The organism is Roseateles saccharophilus, from assembly GCF_031458095.1.
Classification (GTDB): domain Bacteria; phylum Pseudomonadota; class Gammaproteobacteria; order Burkholderiales; family Burkholderiaceae_C; genus Pelomonas; species Pelomonas saccharophila_A.
The window spans coordinates 2,538,379-2,555,730 of the sequence record NZ_JAVDXU010000001.1; the positions used below are offsets into that span (position 1 = coordinate 2,538,379).

11 protein-coding genes are annotated in these 17,352 nt (G+C 69.1%); 3 read left to right on the plus strand and 8 right to left on the minus strand.

Annotated elements, in window-relative coordinates; genetic code table 11:
• The 6 genes from J2X20_RS11655 to J2X20_RS11680 form a co-directional block, all read right to left on the minus strand.
• Positions 1-1,251, minus strand: coding sequence for a glutamate-5-semialdehyde dehydrogenase (locus J2X20_RS11655; protein WP_310264660.1), 1,251 nt, complete (start codon positions 1,249-1,251; stop codon positions 1-3).
• A 28-nt stretch (positions 1,252-1,279) separates the two neighbouring features.
• The gene (locus J2X20_RS11660; protein ID WP_310264662.1) at positions 1,280-3,082 is read right to left on the minus strand and encodes a tetratricopeptide repeat protein; all 1,803 of its coding nucleotides are present in this window, start codon (positions 3,080-3,082) and stop codon (positions 1,280-1,282) included.
• A gap of 241 nt (positions 3,083-3,323) precedes the next feature.
• Positions 3,324-6,152, minus strand: a complete 2,829-nt coding sequence (locus J2X20_RS11665; protein ID WP_310264665.1) for a M16 family metallopeptidase — start codon at positions 6,150-6,152, stop codon at positions 3,324-3,326.
• Positions 6,153-6,237: 85 nt separating this feature from the next.
• Positions 6,238-7,221, minus strand: coding sequence for an AEC family transporter (locus J2X20_RS11670; RefSeq protein WP_310264667.1), 984 nt, complete (start codon positions 7,219-7,221; stop codon positions 6,238-6,240).
• Positions 7,222-7,378: 157 nt separating this feature from the next.
• Positions 7,379-9,253 (minus strand): ATP-binding protein, encoded by a 1,875-nt coding sequence (locus J2X20_RS11675; RefSeq protein WP_310264669.1) that lies wholly within the window; start codon positions 9,251-9,253, stop codon positions 7,379-7,381.
• 110 nt (positions 9,254-9,363) lie between these two features.
• Entirely contained in the window at positions 9,364-11,955 is a 2,592-nt protein-coding gene (locus J2X20_RS11680; RefSeq protein WP_310264671.1) for a DNA topoisomerase III, read from the minus strand.
• Between the two features lie 119 nt (positions 11,956-12,074).
• Here J2X20_RS11680 and J2X20_RS11685 point away from each other — a divergent pair, with 119 nt between their 5' ends.
• The 3 genes from J2X20_RS11685 to J2X20_RS11695 are packed head-to-tail and all read left to right on the plus strand — an operon-like array spanning position 12,075 to position 13,940.
• The gene (locus J2X20_RS11685) at positions 12,075-12,551 is read left to right on the plus strand and encodes an SET domain-containing protein (RefSeq protein WP_310264675.1); all 477 of its coding nucleotides are present in this window, start codon (positions 12,075-12,077) and stop codon (positions 12,549-12,551) included.
• A 4-nt stretch (positions 12,552-12,555) separates the two neighbouring features.
• Positions 12,556-13,275, plus strand: a complete 720-nt coding sequence (locus tag J2X20_RS11690; RefSeq protein WP_310264678.1) for a biotin--[acetyl-CoA-carboxylase] ligase — start codon at positions 12,556-12,558, stop codon at positions 13,273-13,275.
• Positions 13,272-13,940: a hypothetical protein gene (locus J2X20_RS11695; protein ID WP_310264680.1), complete on the plus strand. Its 669-nt coding sequence runs from the start codon at positions 13,272-13,274 to the stop codon at positions 13,938-13,940. Before J2X20_RS11690 ends, J2X20_RS11695 begins: the two co-directional genes overlap by 4 nt.
• On the opposite strand, the gene J2X20_RS11700 is transcribed toward J2X20_RS11695, so the two are convergent.
• Positions 13,923-15,953 carry a S8 family peptidase gene (locus J2X20_RS11700; protein ID WP_310264682.1) on the minus strand — a complete coding sequence of 677 codons (2,031 nt, stop codon included), beginning with the start codon at positions 15,951-15,953 and terminating at the stop codon, positions 13,923-13,925. The two genes, J2X20_RS11695 and J2X20_RS11700, sit on opposite strands and share 18 nt — an antisense overlap.
• Before the next feature lie 253 nt (positions 15,954-16,206).
• Positions 16,207-17,205 (minus strand): type I glyceraldehyde-3-phosphate dehydrogenase, encoded by a 999-nt coding sequence (gap, locus tag J2X20_RS11705; protein WP_310264685.1) that lies wholly within the window; start codon positions 17,203-17,205, stop codon positions 16,207-16,209.
• Positions 17,206-17,352 lie beyond the last annotated feature (147 nt).

Below are 17,352 nucleotides of genomic sequence, written 5' to 3' on the forward strand. Positions count from 1 at the left end.
TCAGCCCCTCACCTCACCCTGCCCCAACACCACCCACTTCATCGACGTCAGCCCCTCCAGCCCCACCGGGCCCCGCGCATGGAACTTGTCCGTCGAGATGCCGATCTCGGCGCCCAGGCCGTACTCGAAACCGTCGGCAAAGCGCGTGCTGGCGTTGACCATGACGCTGGCTGAATCGACCTCGCGCAGGAAGCGCATCGCGTTCGGGTGATTGGTCGTCAGGATGGCATCGGTGTGGTGCGAGCCATAGCGGTTGATGTGAACGATGGCCTCGTCCAGCGAATCGACGACCTTGATGCTGATGATGGGCGCCAGGTATTCGGTGGACCAGTCCTCTTCCGTCGCCGGCACGGCCGCCGGCAGCAGCGCGCAGGTGCGGCCGCAGCCGCGCATCTCGACGCCCTTGGCGTGGAAGATCTCGGCGATGAGCGGCAGGAAGGCCCTGGCCTGGGCGGCATGCACCAGCAGCGACTCGGTAGCGTTGCAGGGGCTGTACTTTTGCGTCTTGGCGTTGTCGACGACCCTGAGCGCCTGCTCCAGGTCGACCTCGGCGTCGACATAGCTGTGGCAGTTGCCGTCCAGATGCTTGATGACGGGCACCTTGGCCTCGGCGCTGATGCGCTCGATCAGCCCTTTGCCGCCGCGCGGGATGATGACGTCCACCCATTGCGGCGAGCTGATCAGCAGGCCCACGGCGGCGCGGTCGGTCGTGTTGACGAGCTGCACGGCGGTGCGCGGCAGGCCGGCTTCCTCCAACGACGCCGCGACGATCTCGGCCAGGGCCAGGTTGGAATGGATGGCCTCCGAGCCGCCACGCAGGATGCAGGCATTGCCGCTCTTGATGGCCAGGGACGCGGCCTCGATGGTCACGTTGGGGCGGCTCTCGTAGATCATGCCGAACACGCCCAGCGGCACGCGCATCTGGCCGACGCTGATGCCGCTGGGGCGGCGCTTGACGCCGGTGATCTCGCCGACCGGGTCGGGCATGGCGGCGATCTGCTCGCAGCCTTCAGCCACGGTAGCCAGGGTCTTGGCGTCGAGCTTGAGCCGGTCGCGCAGCGGGCCGCTGAGCTCGGCGGCGCCGGCCAGATCGCGGGCATTGGCCTCGGCCAGGGCTGGGCCGGCCTCGCGCAGGCGGCGGGCCAGGGCCAGCAGCGCAATGTTCTTGGCGGCCGTCGAGGCGGCTGCCATAGCGGTGGCGGCGGCGCGGGCGGCGCGGCCGAGGTCGTCCATATAGGCGGGCAGGCTCATGCCGCCATTTTCGTCGAGGCCTCCCGACCTAGAGCTTCGTAAGGTCGGGCCCGCCCTCCGTGCCGAACCAAGCCTTGCTCAACGCCTGGCGAGCGCTCTTCTCGGCCGCCGCGTCGCCGCGCTTCTTGTAGACCTCGGCCAGGGCCGCCAGGGCCCAGCCGTTGTTGCGCACGCGGGCCAGCGAGTCGCGCAGGGCCTTCTCGGCCTCGTCGAGCCGCCCCTGGCGCAGGCGCACCGCCCCCAGGGACTGGCGCACCGGGTAGTACCAGTAGGCCGGCTCGGTATAGGCCAGGCCCTCCTCGATGGCGACGGCCTGCTCGAACGCGGCGGCCGCACCGGCCAAGTCGCCCTGGGCGTCGGCCAGGCGGGCCGTGGCGACGAGGTGGGCCGTCTGCGCGATGGCCTTGGCCGGGATGCCCCAGGCGTCAAATGCGCTGAAGTCGGCCGCCTCCAGCGTCGTCAACGCTGCGATCTCCTGCTTGGCGGCAGCCGCGTCGTGGCGCGCTGCCTGGGCCACGGCCCTGGCGTAGTGGTACATGACGCGCACCAGCACGAGGTCGTCGGACGGCGCAGCCAGCTTCAGGATGACATCGGGCGAGCTGAACTGAGCATGCGTCGTGTAGGGCGCCGCCTTGACGGGCTGCATGATGGGGAAGGCCTTGACGACGTCGACGGGCATGGACGCGTCGAGCTTGCCCGCCGCCTCGATGGCCGTCGAGGCCGCGCCGCCCATCTGGGCCGACACCATCAGGAAGTGGATGTTGTGCGGGTAGTAGGCCGAGCGGTACAGCGGGTCCGACGGCGAGGTCTTGAAATAGGCCTCGTCGACGGCGATGGCCTGGCGGTTGGCCTCCAGCGATTCGCGATACAGCCCGACGCGGTAGTAGATATGGGCCGGCATGTGCACGATGTGGCCGGCACCGGGCATCAGCGCGGCCAGTCGGCGCGCGGGAGCCAGGGCCCGGTCGGGCGTCGTCGAGGCCTCGACGGCGTGGATATAGAGGTGGATGGCGCCGGCATGGTTGGGGTTGCGCTTGAGCACGGCCTCCAGCAGGGCCAGGATGTCGGCCGTGCGGCCCTTGGGCTTGGCGCCGGCGGCCTCCCAGTAGTCCCAGGGCTGGGTGTCCATGGCCGCCTCGGCGGCCAGTACCTGCATCAGGTCCTCGCCGGGGAACTGTTTGGCCACCGCCTTCATCGCATCGGCATAGGCGGCGTCCAGCGGGGCACGGTCGGTGGGCGGCTCGGCGGCGTAGCGCTTTTGCAGGGCCTCGATGAGGAGGCGCTCGCGCGGCGGCAGCTTGTCCTTCAGCGCCACGGCGCGCTGCAGGGCGGCCCAGGCCGGCGCGTTCGCTTCGGCCTGCATGGGCACGTTGATATTGGGGCCGAGGATGAGCGCCTCGCCCCAGAAGCACAGGCCGCAGCCGGGGTCGAGCTTCTGCGCGGCCTGGAAGGCGCGCTGGGCCTCGGCATGGTTGAAGGCAAAGGACAGGCGCAGGCCCTGGTCGAAATAGGCCTGCAGCTTGGGCGAGGCCTTGGCGAGCTTGAAGCTCATGCGGCCCAGATCCTTGTAGACCGGCACGTCGCCCGGCGCCGCCTTCATGGGCGCGGGCTGGAAGGGTGCCGTCTCGGTCTTGGGCTGGACGGCGGCCGAGGCCAGCAGGGCCTGCAGCAGCACGGGCTGGCCGGCGACGGTCGGCGCGCAGACGCCGCCGACGCTGTCCAGCAGCGGATCGAAAGCAGCCGCGCGATCGGCGCTGCCTCCCAAAGCCACGAGGCCGATGGCGGCCAGGGCTTGCAGCAGTCGGGTGGCGGAGAAGGAGCGAGCACGCATTCGACCTCCAGGCCCGGCGGGGGCCAAGCGGGCATGCTCGCACCGGCAGTGCCCGACTGCAATCAGGGCGCATCGGTTTGCGGGCCGAGCGCCGGGCCTGCCATGGGCCAGAGGCCCAAGGCCTGTCGTAGGCACAAGCAGTCCGCAGGGACTGCTTGTGTCCGACTCCAGTTCACCTAGCCGGCCTGCTCTGGCGATGTGCTCGCGTACAGCGATGCGAGGACAGGCGAGGGGCTTTGCTCTAGGGCTGAGGTTTGCCTTCAGCGTCGCGCACCTCGGCCTTGCGGCCGATGGCCTGCAGCTGGGGCAGGACCTTGGCCTTGTCGCCCACGGCCACGACGATGAGCTGGGCCGGGTCGAGGTGGTCGCGCGCGGCCTTCTGCGCCGCGGCGGCCGTGACGGCTGCGAGCTTCCCGGGCTCCTCGGCGATGGCGCTGAGCGGCCGGCCCACGGCCCAGTTGGCCGCGTAGGCGCCGACGACGGCCTGGTTGGTGTCGAAGGAGCCCGGCAGGGACAGCAGCCGGGCATTGCGCACCCGCGTCAGCTCGGCCGCACCCATGGGCTTGCTGCGCATGGCCTGGATCTCCTTCCACATATCACTCAGGGCCGCACCCGTCACGTCGGTGCGCACGCTGCCGCGGATGCCGAACTGGCCGCGCTCGCGACCCATGGCATAGCCCGAGAAGATGCCGTAGGTATAGCCCTTGACCTCGCGCAGCTGGTTGTTGATGCGCGAGGTGAACAGGCCGCCGAGGGCCGCATTCATGACCTCGACGGCCGCCCAGTCGGGCGCGGAGGCCAAGGGGCCCGGTGCGACGACGGCCAGTGCCGTCTGCGGTGCGCCCGGCTTGTCGACGACGACGGTGCGCGCGGCAATCGGCCTGGGCGAGGGCAGGGGCGCCGCAGGCGCGGCCTCGCCCGTGGGCTTCCAGGCGCCGAACAGCGGCTCGATCAGCGCGCGCAGCTCGGCCTCGGTCAGGTCGCCGGCGACGACCAGGGCCGCACGCTCGGGGCGGTAATGGCCCTGCCAGAAGCCGCGCAGCGTCGCCGCGTCGACGGCCTTGATGCTGGCCTCGGTCCCCAGGGCATTGGCGGCCAGCGGATGGGCATCGCCATAGACGACGCGGTTGCCGACGACATTGGCCAGCAGCGACGCTTCCTCGCGCGCCTGGGCCAGGGCGGCCAGGCGCTGGGCCTTCTGGCGCTCGATCTCCGCGCCTTCAAAGGCCGGGTTGAGGGCCACGTCGGCCAGCAGGGCCAGGCCTTCCTTGGCGCTGGCCTTGAGGCCGGAGAACTCGATGCGGGCCTCTTCGCTGCCGGCCTGGGCGTTCAGCGTCGCGCCCAGGCCCGCGAGGCTTTCGGCGATCTGCTGGGCGCTGCGCGTCTTCGTGCCCTCGGGCAGCATGGCCGCCACGAAGCCGGCGAGGCCCGGCTTGTCGGCCGGGTTGGCGCCCTGGCCGGCACGCACCGTGAGGCTGGCGCTGACCAGAGGCAGGCCGGGCTTGGCCGAGTGGATGACGGTCAGGCCATTGGCGAGGGTGAAGCTCTGCGCGGCCGGCAGCGTCAGCGGCTTGGCCTTGGCGGCCGCGGGCGGCTTGCTGCGCCAGGCCTCCAGCGCGTTCAGCGCTTCGCGCTCACCCTTGGCGGCCTTGGTCGGCATGGGCGGCGTGGCCACCTCGGGTGGCAGCACCTGCTCGCCCGGCAGGGCCTGCACGACGACGCGGCTGTCCTTCTTCAGCCACCGGGCCACGGTGGCGCTGACGGCGGCCGGCGTCGTGCCGGCATAGCGCGCCAGGTCCTTGCCCACATAGCCGGGGTCGCCGGCCATCTGGTTGTAGTGGTTGATCAGGTCGGCCAGCGACGTGACCTTCTCCATGCGCTGCAGCAGCTGGGTCTGGATGGTGGCGCGGGCCTGGTTCAGCTCGGCCTCGCTGGGCGGCGTCGCCGCGAGCTTGGCGATCTCGGCGTCGACCAGCTTCTCGATCTCGTCCAGCGATGCGCCCGGGCGGGCAATGAGCTCGATGTTGAAGATCGAGCTCAGCGACTGCGAGTCCTGCGAGACCTGCACGCTTTGGGCGAGCTGCCTGTCGCGCACCAGCAGGCCATAGAGGCGGCTGGCCTTGCCGCCACCGAGCACATGGGCGGCGACGTCGAGCTCGGCGTCCCCCGCCGCGAACATCGGCGGCGTATGCCAGGCCAGGTTGAGGCGGCTCAGCTCGATGCGGTCGGTGACGACGAGGCGACGCTCCTGGGTGATCTCGGGCGTGGCGACCTTGACCTCGGGCAGCTTGGCGCCGGGCTTCAACGAGCCGAAGTATTTCTGCACCAGGGCCTTGGCCTGCCGGGGATCGAAGTCGCCGGCCAGCACCAGGGTCGCGTTGTTGGGCCGGTAATAGGTGCGGGCGAAGTCCTTCACGTCCTTGAGCTGGATGCTCTGGATGTCGGCATGCGAGCCGATGACGGCGGCGCGATAGGGGTGGCCCTCGGGGTACAGGGCCTGGTAGAGCGCCTCCTCGACGATGCCATAGGGCCGGTTCTCGAAGCTCTGGCGGCGTTCGTTGCGCACCACGTCCTGCTGGTTGGCCAGGGCCACGGAATCGACCTCGTCGATCATCCAGCCCAGCATGTCGGACTTCAGCCACAGGCCCTTCTCAAGCTGGTTGGAGGGCAGCGTGAAGAAGTAGTTGGTGCGGTCGAAATTGGTCGAGCCATTGCTGTCGGTGCCGCCGGCGGCGTCGACGAATTTGTCGAACTCGCCGCGCGGCACATGCCGGCTGCCGGCAAACATCAGGTGCTCGAACAGATGGGCAAAGCCGGTCTGGCCCCGGGCTTCGTTGCGCGGGCCGGCATGCACCCACAGGTTGAAGGCCACCAGCGGCAGGCGGTGGTCCTCGACGAGGATGACCTCGAAGCCATTGGCCAGCGTGAACTTCTCCTGCCTGACGGCGAGCTGGCCGGCCTCGGTGCTGACGGCCCCCTGGGCAGACTCGGACCAGGCCGGCAAAGCGGCGGACAGGGCACCGGCCAGGGCCATCAGGGCAACGAGGCGGCGGGGAGAGGGAGCATTCATTCGGGTTGGTCCTCGAAGAGCAGGCAGATGGAAATTGGGCGGCGCGATCAACCGGCGGCAGAAGTGCCGGGAGTCACCATGAGGCTTACCAGGGCGACAACCATGCCAGCAGAGCCAGCCACAGCGGCGCCGTGGCGACGTAAAGAACGGTGGAGATGACGGTGGCCGCGGTGACCTCGGCCTCCAGCGCGCGGTAGCGCTGTGCAAAGATCAGCGCGTTGGAGCCGGTCGGCAGGGCCGCGATCATGACGATGACGGCCAGCGGCATGCCGTTCAGGCCCAGGCCCCAGTGCGCGATACCGAGCACGACGGCCGGCATCAGCAGCAGCTTGGCCACCAGCAGACCGGCCAGGCCATGCCAGGTGCGCGGCCAGCCGTAATAGGCCAGCGACATGCCGATCAGCGTCAGGCACAGCGGCACGACGGCCGTGCCCAGGCTCTGCAGGGCCTCGTCGGCGACGGCCGGCAGGGTCAGGCCGGTGGCGTTCCAGGCCAGGCCGGCCAGCACCGGCAGCACGACGGGATGGATGACGGTGTTGCGCACCGTCTGCAGCAGCGTGCCGGCCAGGTTGCCGCTGCTGCGCTCGCGCGCGAGGTCGAGCTCGACGATGGCCGTCAGCAGCGTGAGTATCGACAGGGCATGCAGGCTCACCACCGCGATGTGGATGGCCAGGCCCTTCTCGCCGAACACGCCGGCTGCCACGGGCAGGCCCACCTGCAGCGTATTGCCAAAGCCCGCCGTGATGGCCCTGACGCTGGGCGCCACGACGCCCTCGCCCGGCTTGCTCCGCCAGCGATACAGCGCATACATCAGCGCGATCAGCGCCAGCACCGGCACGAAGAAGGCGAACAGGAAAGCCCAGGGCAGGGCCGCCGTGTCCAGCCGCGCCGTGGTGCGGAACAGCAGGGCCGGCACGAAGATGTAGAAGGCCGCGTTGGCCAGCACGCGGGCGGGGTCGGTGTCACTGCCCGCCGGGCCACCGCCCAGCCAGCGCATGCGGCCGACGGTCCAGCCGATGGCCACGGCGACCCATATCGCCAACAGCTTGGCCGCGATTGCCCAGGTCATTCAAGCCCCTCGCTTGGTCTCGCCACGCTGAACGCGGGCGCGCCCAAGCGGTCCCCCGAGGGGACGGCGATGCTTGTCGGATTGACCGACAAGCACATCGCCAAAGCGGGCCGGCTCGGGAGCGGCCCAGCGCTCGGCCCGAAAGGCATCAAAGACATCACGCCAACGGGAGCCTGAGCTCAAAAACAAAGGAACTGCCCTGCCCCGCCGTGCTCTGCACCAGGATCTGGCTGCCCATCAGGCGCACCAGCTGCTGGCTGATGGACAGGCCCAGGCCCGTGCCGCCGAGATGACGCGAGGCGTCGGAGACCTGCTCGAAGGCCTGGAAGAGGCGCGCCTGCTGGGCCGGTGTCATGCCGATGCCGCTGTCGGTCACCTCGAAGCGCAGCCGCGTGTGCAGGGCGTCGAGTTCAACGACGCGGGTGGCGAGCTGCACATTGCCGCTGTCGGTGAACTTGACGGCGTTGGACAACAGATTGAGCAGCACCTGGCGCAGGCGCTGGCCGTCGGCGACGACCGTGGCCGGCAGGCGGGCATCGACATCCACCGCGAAGCTCAGGCCCTTCTGCTCGGCGCGCAGGCGCACGCTGTCGCAGGCCATGTCGACGAGAGCACGCAGGTCCACCGGCGCAGACTTCAGCGAGACCTTGCCGGCCTCGATGCTGGCCATGTCCAGCACGTCGTTGATGAGCTCCAGCAGATGCAGGCCGGAGTCGCGCATCAGCTGCAGCTTGGCCTGCTGATTGGCAGGGATGGCCGCGTCCATCTGCATCAGCTGCGTGAAGCCGAGGATGGCGTTCAGCGGCGTGCGGAACTCATGGCTCATGGTGGCCAGGAAGCGGCCCTTGGCCTGGTTGGCGGACTCGGCGCGCAGCTTGGCCTCGCTGAGCTCGGCGGTGCGCTCGTTGACGAGTTCCTCGAGATGGTCGCGGTGGCGGGTCAGCTCGGCCTCGGCCTGGCGGCGCAGCGAGATGTCGCTGACCATGCCCTCGATGCGGCGCTGGCCGCCCTCGCCTTCGACCCAGTGCGCATTCAGCTCCACCCACAGCGGCCGGCCGCCGCAAGCGCGCAGCTGCAGCTGGCATTGCTGGATCTTGCCCTGCTCGTTCATGACGGCGGCCACGCGTCGCAGCTCGTCGCGCTCGATGCCGGTCAGGTCGCGCAGCAGCCGCCCCACCGGGCTTTGCGAGCCCAGGCCCAGCATCTGCGTGAAGGCGCGGTTCATGCTGAGCACGCGGCCATCGGCATCGGCCTGGAAGACGCCTTCGGTGGCGTTCTCGAACAGGCTGCGGTAGCGGGCCTCGCTGACGCGCAGGCCTTCGGAGCTGAGCTGAACCTGGTCGGCGGCGCTGCGCAGCTTCAGGCTCATGGCGTTGAAGCGCATGGTCAGCTCGCCGATCTCGTCGCCGCGCTCGACCGTCTCCTGGGCCCCGAGGTCGCCCTTGGCGACGCGCTGGGCCAGGCCGCCCAGGCGGGCGACAGGCCGACGCACCAGCCAGTGCACCAGCAGGGAGCTGGCGATGACGATGCCGACGACGACGACGGCCAGCAGCTCGACGACGAAGAGGCGGGTGCGCTGGATCTGCTCGTCGATGAGATCACGGGTGAAGACGAGGACGGCCGAGGCGACCTGGGTGCCGGCCGTGTCGGCGGCGGGCTGGTAGGTGATGTTGAACTCGCGCCTGAGCTGTCCGGTGGACGACCCGCTGGCGGACGTGTCCCGGCTGCGCCTGGCTTGGCCGCCGCGCAGGCCCAGGCCCTTGAGCTCGATGGCATGCACCTCAGGGTCGGCCATGACGGCATCGAGCAGGTTCTCGATAGCGACATGGTCGAGGTTCCAGATCGGGCCGGCGAAGCCTCTTTCGATGAGGCCGGCCATGCGTGCCTCGCGCTGGCGCAGCCCGGCCATCAGCTCGGCCTCCTCGTGCGTCGTCCAGTACCAGCCGACGGCCAGCACCAGCAGGCTCGCGACCAGGGCGATGCCCGCCGTCAGGCGCGTCTGTATTCCGAGGTTGATCGGCGTCAACGCCATCCCCCGCTCTCCCGATCCGGCCCGTTCAGGCCCATGGCAGCGAGCATAAGCCGTCGGCCGGGCCGGCCGCCGCCCTGCGCGATGCCGTCAAGCAACGCGCAAGCCGGGGCTCAGGCTTTGGCCGCAGCCTTCTTCGCCGGCGTTTTCTTGGCCGCAGGCGCCTTGGCCGCACGCGGCTCGAACTCGAAGACGACCTTGCCTTCCTTCTTGTCATAGGCCAGGAAGGCCTTGAACTTGCGGCGGGTCTTGTTGGAGACGAAGTTCTCCAGCAGGTCGGTCTTGCCGTCGGCCAGCAGCTTGTGCACCTGGGCCGGTTCGATGGGCTGGGTCAGGATGACCTTGCCGGTCTTGAAGTCGCAGGTCACGTGGGCGCCGACCGAGTGCTCGCAGACGTAGTTGGCGCCATGCTCATAGACATGGCCCTTGCACTTCGGGCAGGCCCCCAACGAGTTCTGGCCCGAGAAGTCCACCGGCTCACCGTCGTTCTCGGCCTTCTTGGCGTCCTCGCCGAAGTCGAACTCCAGCTTCCAGTTCTGGATCTCGTCGTCATAGACCAGGGCCAGCTCGGCCGTGAAGGGCCAGCCCGCCTTGGAGCGGAAGCCCTCCAGCGGGCCGATCTTCTTGTCGCGCAGGAAGGCCTCGACCTCGTGCAGCTCGAAGCTGCGCCCGCCCGGGATCTTGCCGATGGAGAAGCCGCAGGCGTCGCTGCCGTCGCCGCTCTTGCCGGTGCAGGTGAAGCGGCGGTAGTTCTCCTTGACGATGCCGCCGCATTTGGGACAGGGCGTCTTCAGCGTCGCGTAATCGCCGGGGATGGTGTCGCGGTCATAGCCCTTGGCCTTGGCGACCATCTTCTCGGTCATGGCGGCGATCTCGGCCATGAACTGCTCGCGCTTGAGGCGCCCCTTCTCCATCTCGGAGAGCTTGAACTCCCAGTCACCGGTCAGCTCGGGTCGCGTCAGGTCCTCGACATCCAGGCCGCGCAGCAGCGTCATCAGCTGGAAGGCCTTGGCCGTCGGGATCAGCTCGCGGCCTTCGCGCAGCATGTATTTCTCGCTGATCAGGCCTTCGATGGTGGCCGCCCGCGTCGCTGGCGTGCCCAGGCCCTTCTCGGCCATGGCCTCGCGCAACTCGTCGTCGTCAATGAGCTTGCCGGCACCTTCCATGGCGGACAGCAGCGTCGCCTCGGTGTAGCGCGCCGGCGGCTTGGTCTGCAGGGCTTTCACGTCGACGCTCTCGGTGCGCACGACCTCATCGGGCTGAACGGGCACCAGGTTGGCATCCTCGTCGTCGACATCCTTGCCGTAGACGGCCAGCCAGCCCGGCTTGACCAGCACCTTGCCGTTGGTCTGGAAATGGTGCTTGTTGTCGATTTTCGAGATGCGCGTCGTGACCAGGAACTCGGCCGGCGGGAAGAACACCGCCAGGAAGCGCTTGACGACCATGTCGTAGAGCTTGGCCTCGACCTCGGTCAAGGCCTTGGGCGCCTGCAGCGTCGGGATGATGGCGAAGTGGTCCGACACCTTGGCGTTGTCGAAGACCTTCTTGGTCGGCTTGATATAGCCTTCCTTCAAGGACGTCGCCGCATGCTGCGACAGCGCGGCCAGCGGGCCGGGCAGATCCTCGGTCGCCAGCATCTTGGCCGTGTCCTTGGCCACGGCCAGGTAGTCCTCGGGCAGGAAGCGCGAGTCCGTCCGCGGGTAGGTCAGCACCTTGTGCTTCTCGTACAGGGCCTGGGCGATGGACAGCGTCGTCTTGGCCGAGAAGCCGAAGCGCGAGTTGGCCTCGCGCTGCAGCGTCGTCAGGTCATACAGCGCGCCACAGCTGGTCGTGCTGGGCTTGCTTTCCTCGGTGACGACGGCCGGCTTGCCGAGCACGGCCTTGGCGATCTCGTCGGCCTCGGCCTGGGTCCAGAGGCGGTCGGCGCGGCGCTCCAGGTCGTCGTTCTTCTTCCAGGTGGGGTCGAACCACTTGCCTTCGTACTGGCCGGCCTGGGCGTCGAAGTTGGCGCGCAGCTCCCAGTAGTCGCGGGCGACGTGCTTGCGGATCTTCTCCTCGCGCTCGACGACGATGGAGAGCGTGGGCGTCTGCACGCGGCCGACGGTGGTCAGGAAGAAACCGCCGTCGCGCGAATTGAAGGCCGTCATGGCCCGCGTGCCATTGATGCCCACCAGCCAGTCGGCCTCGGAGCGGCAGCGCGCGGCGTCGGCCAGGGGCAGCATCTGCGCGTCGCTGCGCAGCTTCTCGAAGCCCTCGCGGATGGCGGCCGGCGTCATGGACTGCAGCCACAGGCGCTGGATGGGCTTGTTCAGCTTGCCCTTGGCCGGCTGGGCGTATTGCTCGATGAGACGGAAGATCAGCTCGCCCTCGCGGCCCGCGTCGCAGGCGTTGATCAGGGCCGTCACGTCCTTGCGGCGGATCAGCTTGGCCAGGGCGTTGAGCCGGCCCTTGTTCTTGTCGATGGGGTTGAGGTCGAAATGCGGCGGGATGACGGGCAGGTGGGCGAAGCTCCACTTGCCGCGCTTGACGTCGTATTCCTCGGGCGCCGCGATCTCCACCAGGTGGCCCACCGCCGAGCTGACGACGTACTGCTCGTTCTCGAAATGGTCGTCGTGCTTGTCGAACTTGCCAGCCACGGGCGTCAGCGCGCGGACGATGTCCTGCGCGACGGAGGGCTTCTCGGCAATGATCAGAGTCTTGCTCATCGGTCTTTCTCTAGCACCTATGCACATGGCGGGGGCTCCAAATCCCCTGCCTACAATCCGGGCCTCGCGCGCACGCCTACGCACGCGCGCACCCATGAAATCACCGTACCACAGCGCCGATGACGCCTAAAACCCCCCGTCGCAAGATCGAAGTCCGTGATTCCGGCGTGCATGGCCGGGGCGTCTACGCGGTGGCTCCCATCGAGGCGGGCGCCAAGATCATCGAGTACACCGGCGAGCGCATCACCTGGGAGCAGGCCGTCGAGCGCCACCCGCACGACCCGGCCCAGCCCAACCACACCTTCTATTTCCACCTTGATGGCGGCCTCGTCATCGACGCCCTGTACGGCGGCAACAACGCGCGCTGGATCAACCACGCCTGCGAGCCCAACTGCGAGGCCGACGAGGTCGACGGCCGCGTCTTCATCAAGGCCCTGCGCGACCTGGAGCCCGGCGAAGAGCTGTTCTACGACTACGGCCTGGTGCTGGAAGACCGCCACACGGCCAAGGTCAAGAAACAGTTCGCCTGCTGGTGCGGCGCCGCCACCTGCCGCGGCACCATGCTGGCGCCCAAGACCCGACGTTCAGGTCGCTGACACCATGGAGCGGCGCCACCTCGCCGAATGCGGCTCGACCAATACCGAAGCGCTGGCCCACCTGCGCGACGGCGGCGGGCCGCTGATCCTCTGGGCCGACCGCCAGACCGCCGGCCGCGGCCGCCTGGGTCGGGCCTGGCAGAGCGATGACTCGTCGCTGACCTTCTCCATCGCCCGCACTTTCCCTGTGGAGCTGGATCTGTCGGGCCTGTCCCTGGCCGTCGGCTGCACGGTGGCCGATGTGCTGGATCCGGCCGGCGAGCGCATCCGCCTGAAGTGGCCCAACGACCTCTTCCTGGACGACGCCAAGCTGGGTGGCATCCTCATCGAGACCGTGCCTTTGGTCGGTGAGCGGCGCGGCGTGGTCATCGGCATCGGGCTGAATCTGCAGCCTCTGCCTGCCGACGCCGACCGGGCCGCCTTCGCCAGCGGCCACGCCGCCCTGCAGACACTGGACCCTGACGCCACGGCCGCGGCGACACTGGACCGCCTGGCACCGGCCCTGCGAGCCCTGCTGGCCGATTTTGCTTCCCTGGGCTTTGCGCCCTGGCAGGCCGCCTTTGCGCGGCGCGACCTGACGGCCGGCCAGCGCGTGCGGGTCGGCGAGCAAGTCGGCACGGCGCGTGGCGTCAGCCTGCGGGGCGAACTGCTGTTGGAGACCGCCGCCGGCATCGCGCCCTGCAGCGGTGGTGAACTGAGCCTGAGACTGGAGACCCGCCTGTGATGCGCATCGTCGTCGTCGTGCTGCTGGCGGTGAACGCCCTCTTCTTCATCTGGTCGCGCGGCTGGCTGGACGCCGTGACCGGCCTGCCCGCCCAGGGCGGCCGCGAGCCCCAACGCGTGGCCGCCCAGCAGCATCCCGAACGCATCCAGCCCCTGGCCGCCAGCGCGGCCATGGCGGCCGCCCAGCGCAGCTGCCTGGAGCTGGGCCCGCTGGAAGGCGATGCCGCCCTCGCCGCCGCGCAGGCCGCGCTGAAGACGGCCGGCGCCGAGGCCCAGGTGCGCAGCAGCGAACAGGCCGGCGTGTGGGTGGTGGCCACCATCAAGCTCGCCGACCCCGAATTCCGCGCCCGCAAGGAAGCGACCTACACGGGCCTGCATCTGAAATTCGAACCGCTGGAAGGCCTGCCGGCCGAGCAGCCGGCCTTTGTGCTCAGCAAGCATGCCAGCCAGGCCGAAGCGGCGGCCCAGGCCGAGAACTTCGACAAGCGCGGCCTCAAGGGCCTGCGCGTGCTGGCGCTGAAAGCTCCGCTGACGCGCCACACCCTGGTCATCAACCAGGCCGACGGCCTGCTGGCGGCCAAGCTCAAGGCCTCCAAGGACGCTGCCCTGGCGGCCGGCTTCAAGGCCTGCAGCGCAGCGCCCGCCGCCTCAGCGGTCAACAGCTGAGCGGCGCAGCGCCAGCGCTGCCAGCAGCAGCCCGGCCAGCCAGATCGCGCTGGCCGCGCCGCCGCCACCACCACCCGACGAACCGCCCGACGAAGGCGCCGCCGCGACGCTGATGGTTGCCGACTGGCTGTAGACGGCCCCGGCGTTGTCGGTCACGTCGGCGCGCACCGTGAAATTGCCGGCCGCCGTGGGTGTGATCGTCGCCGTGGCCGTGCTGGCGCCGGAGGCAAAGGCGGTCACGATGCCGCCGCCGTCCACCAGCACCCAGGCCGTCGACGCGACCGTGCGACCGCTCGGCAGGCCGGCCGCGGCCGTCAGCGTCAGTGTCTGGCCGGCGGTCAGGCCACTGGCGGGGTTCTGGGAGATGGTGACGACGCCGGCGCCGTTCAGGGCCACCGTCGCGGCGATGGCCGCGGCGGCGTCCACCATGCCGGCGCCGCAGGTGCTGGTCGTGCAATAGCACTCGTCCTGCGCGGTGGAGCTCGGTGCCTTGCACTGCGGCGGATTGCCGTCAGCCGCACTGCCCCCACCCGTCGTCGGGAAGGCCCGCGCCGTGCTCTTGAGGATCTGCGTCGCCTCGGCCGCGGTCAGGTTGGGCCGCACCGAAGCCATCAGGCCGACGATGCCGCTGACGATGGGGGCCGAGAAGCTGGTGCCCACCGAGGCCGCGCTGCCCGTGAAGGAGCCGTCGTTGGCCACCGGCGTCGTCGTGCCGGCATTGGTCGTGCTGACCATGGGATAGAGGCAGGCCTGGCCGACACCGGTGTTGATGCAATTGCCCCCGGGCGCGGCGACGGTCACCTCGGGGCCCAGGCTGGAGAAGCCGACCTTGGTGCCGACATGGCGCAGAGCCGCCACGGTGATGACGCCGGCGCAGTTGCCCGGCGTGCCGACGGCCTGGCCTTCGGAATTGCCGGCCGCCACGACGATGGTGGTGCCGGCGGCGTTGACCTGGGTGACGGTGTCACGGTAGAGCGAAGTGCAGCTGCCGCTGCCGCCCAGGCTCATGTTGATCACCTTGGCCTTGTTGGCGTTGGCGGGCAAGCCGGGCACTGCGATACCGGCCGCCCATTTCATGCCGGCCATGATGTCGCTGTCATAGCCGCCGCACTTCCCCAGTACGCGCACCGGCATGATCTTCAGGCCCCAGCCGACGCCGGCCATGCCCTGGCCGTTGTTGCTCAGCGCGGCAATCAGGCCGGACACGCGGGTGCCATGCCAGGAGCTGTTGCCCACGTCGCTGCTGTCGCAGCCACTGCCCAGGGCACCGCTGGTGATGTCGGCCTGGCTGACCCAGTCGCCGGGGTCTGAAGGGTCGGAGTCGGCACCGCCGCCGTCGTTGGCGATGGCAATCGACGTCGCCTGCTGGCTGGTGCCGGCGCTGCCGAAGCCGATCATGTCGTAGCCGGCAACGAATTGGCCCGCCAGGTCGGGATGGTCCATGCGCACGCCGGTGTCCAGCACCGCGACTATTGTTGTGGACGTGCCGGTCGTGGTGTCCCAGGCGGCCGGCGCGTTGATGCTGGAGACCACCTGGCCCGGCGTGGCGCTGGGCTTTTTCAAGTACCACTGGTCGATGGTGCGGGCCTGGATGCCGCCTACCGTCGTTTCGGGGTTCACGTCGGCACCGCCGAACAGCGGGTCGTTGGGCAGCCTGGCGATCTTGCGGCGCTGGTCCACGGCCACCAGCTCGACCTCGCCGTCCGCCGCCAGCCGCTTGGCCAACTGGGCGCTCGTCATGCCCCGGGCAACCATCACGTGGGTACGCTCGTCCAGGCTGATGCCGGCCGCCAGCCGGTTCCCCGTGCGCATGCCCAGGGCGGTGGCACGCGTCTGGGCGATCTCGCGCGCCTCGCCCCGGGTGGCACGCAGCGCCATCGCCTTGGCCCGCACGCTGTCGGCCTGGGGCTTGAAGCGCACGATGACGCGGGCTTCAGTCTCCGCCGTCTGGGCCAGGGCGGGGAAGGCCATTGCGGCCAGGGTGGCAATCAGCAGCGGACGCAGGGACTTCATGACGGCGGGCTCAAACAGGCGGGCGGCCAGTTTATGTGTCCGTCATGGAGGAAATCGCAAACAAATGTGGGGCGCAAGAAATGAGAAAGGCCCGCTCGCGGCGGGCCTTCTGGCGGTATTCGGGCCGAGCGCTGGGCCGCTCCCGAGCCGGCCCGTCTGGCGATGTGCTTGCCGGTCAATCCGGCAAGCATCGCCGTCCCCTCGGGGGACCGGCCAGGCTGACCGCGTTCAGCGCGGCAGACTGGACGAGGGGTCAACCAGCCACAACACGGACCATTTCCAGGACCTTGTTGGAATAGCCCCACTCGTTGTCATACCAGGACACCAGCTTGACGAAGGTGCCGTCCAGCGCGATGCCGGCATCGGCGTCGAAGATGGAGGTGCGGGCGTCGCCGCGGAAGTCGGTCGCGACGACCTTGTCTTCCGTATAGCCCAGCACGCCCTTCAGCGCACCCTGGCTCTGGGCCTTGAACTCGGCGCAGATGTCGGCATAGCTGGCTTCGTTGTTCAGCTCGACGGTCAGGTCGACGACGGACACATCGCTGGTGGGCACGCGGAAGGCCATGCCGGTCAGCTTCTTGTTCAGCTCGGGGATGACCTTGCCGACGGCCTTGGCGGCGCCGGTGCTGCTGGGGATGATGTTCTCCAGGATGCCGCGGCCGCCGCGCCAGTCCTTGTTGCTCGGGCCGTCGACGGTCTTCTGCGTGGCGGTGGCGGCGTGCACGGTCGTCATCAGGCCGCGCTTGATGCCCCACTTGTCGTTCAGCACCTTGGCCAGCGGGGCCAGGCAGTTGGTCGTGCAGGAGGCGTTGGAGATGATGGCTTCGCCGGCGTACTTGGTGTGGTTGACACCGAAGACGAACATCGGGGTTTCATCCTTGGACGGTGCCGAGAAGATGACCTTCTTGGCGCCCGCGGCCAGGTGCTTCTCGCCGCCGGCCTTGTCCAGGAAGATGCCGGTGGCTTCAACGACGATGTCGGCGCCGACGGCGGCCCATTGCAGCTCGGACGGGTCCTTGACGGCGGTCAGGCGGATCTTCTTGCCATTGACGACCAGGGTGTTGCCGTCCACGGAGACTTCACCGTCGAACTTGCCGTGCACGCTGTCGTACTTGAGCATGTAGGCCAGGTAGTCGGGCTCGAGCAGGTCGTTGATCGCGACGACCTCGATGTCCTTGAAGTTCGCGACGGCGGCGCGGAACACCATGCGTCCGATGCGGCCGAAGCCGTTGATGCCGATCTTGATGGTCATGGGAAAGTCTCCAGTGGAAAAGAAATGGGTTCGCGCGGGTCGCCGATTCTCGGCGATCTGTCAACAAGGGTGGTTTCAGGGCGATTTCAGCCGTGTGGGCAAGGAAGCCGCTGCGCCTGCCTGATAAGCATGCCGCGGCACCACATC

What these genes read in the sequence shown, in the direction of transcription:
- J2X20_RS11655 (WP_310264660.1), bottom strand. Translation starts at nt 1,251, where the DNA reads ATGAGCCTGCCCGCCTATATGGACGACCTCGGCCGCGCCGCCCGCGCC.
- J2X20_RS11660 (WP_310264662.1), bottom strand. Translation starts at nt 3,082, where the DNA reads ATGCGTGCTCGCTCCTTCTCCGCCACCCGACTGCTGCAAGCCCTGGCC.
- J2X20_RS11665 (WP_310264665.1), bottom strand. Translation starts at nt 6,152, where the DNA reads ATGAATGCTCCCTCTCCCCGCCGCCTCGTTGCCCTGATGGCCCTGGCC.
- J2X20_RS11670 (WP_310264667.1), bottom strand. Translation starts at nt 7,221, where the DNA reads ATGACCTGGGCAATCGCGGCCAAGCTGTTGGCGATATGGGTCGCCGTG.
- J2X20_RS11675 (WP_310264669.1), bottom strand. Translation starts at nt 9,253, where the DNA reads ATGGCGTTGACGCCGATCAACCTCGGAATACAGACGCGCCTGACGGCG.
- J2X20_RS11680 (WP_310264671.1), bottom strand. Translation starts at nt 11,955, where the DNA reads ATGAGCAAGACTCTGATCATTGCCGAGAAGCCCTCCGTCGCGCAGGAC.
- J2X20_RS11685 (WP_310264675.1), top strand. Translation starts at nt 12,075, where the DNA reads ATGACGCCTAAAACCCCCCGTCGCAAGATCGAAGTCCGTGATTCCGGC.
- J2X20_RS11690 (WP_310264678.1), top strand. Translation starts at nt 12,556, where the DNA reads ATGGAGCGGCGCCACCTCGCCGAATGCGGCTCGACCAATACCGAAGCG.
- J2X20_RS11700 (WP_310264682.1), bottom strand. Translation starts at nt 15,953, where the DNA reads ATGAAGTCCCTGCGTCCGCTGCTGATTGCCACCCTGGCCGCAATGGCC.
- gap (WP_310264685.1), bottom strand. Translation starts at nt 17,205, where the DNA reads ATGACCATCAAGATCGGCATCAACGGCTTCGGCCGCATCGGACGCATG.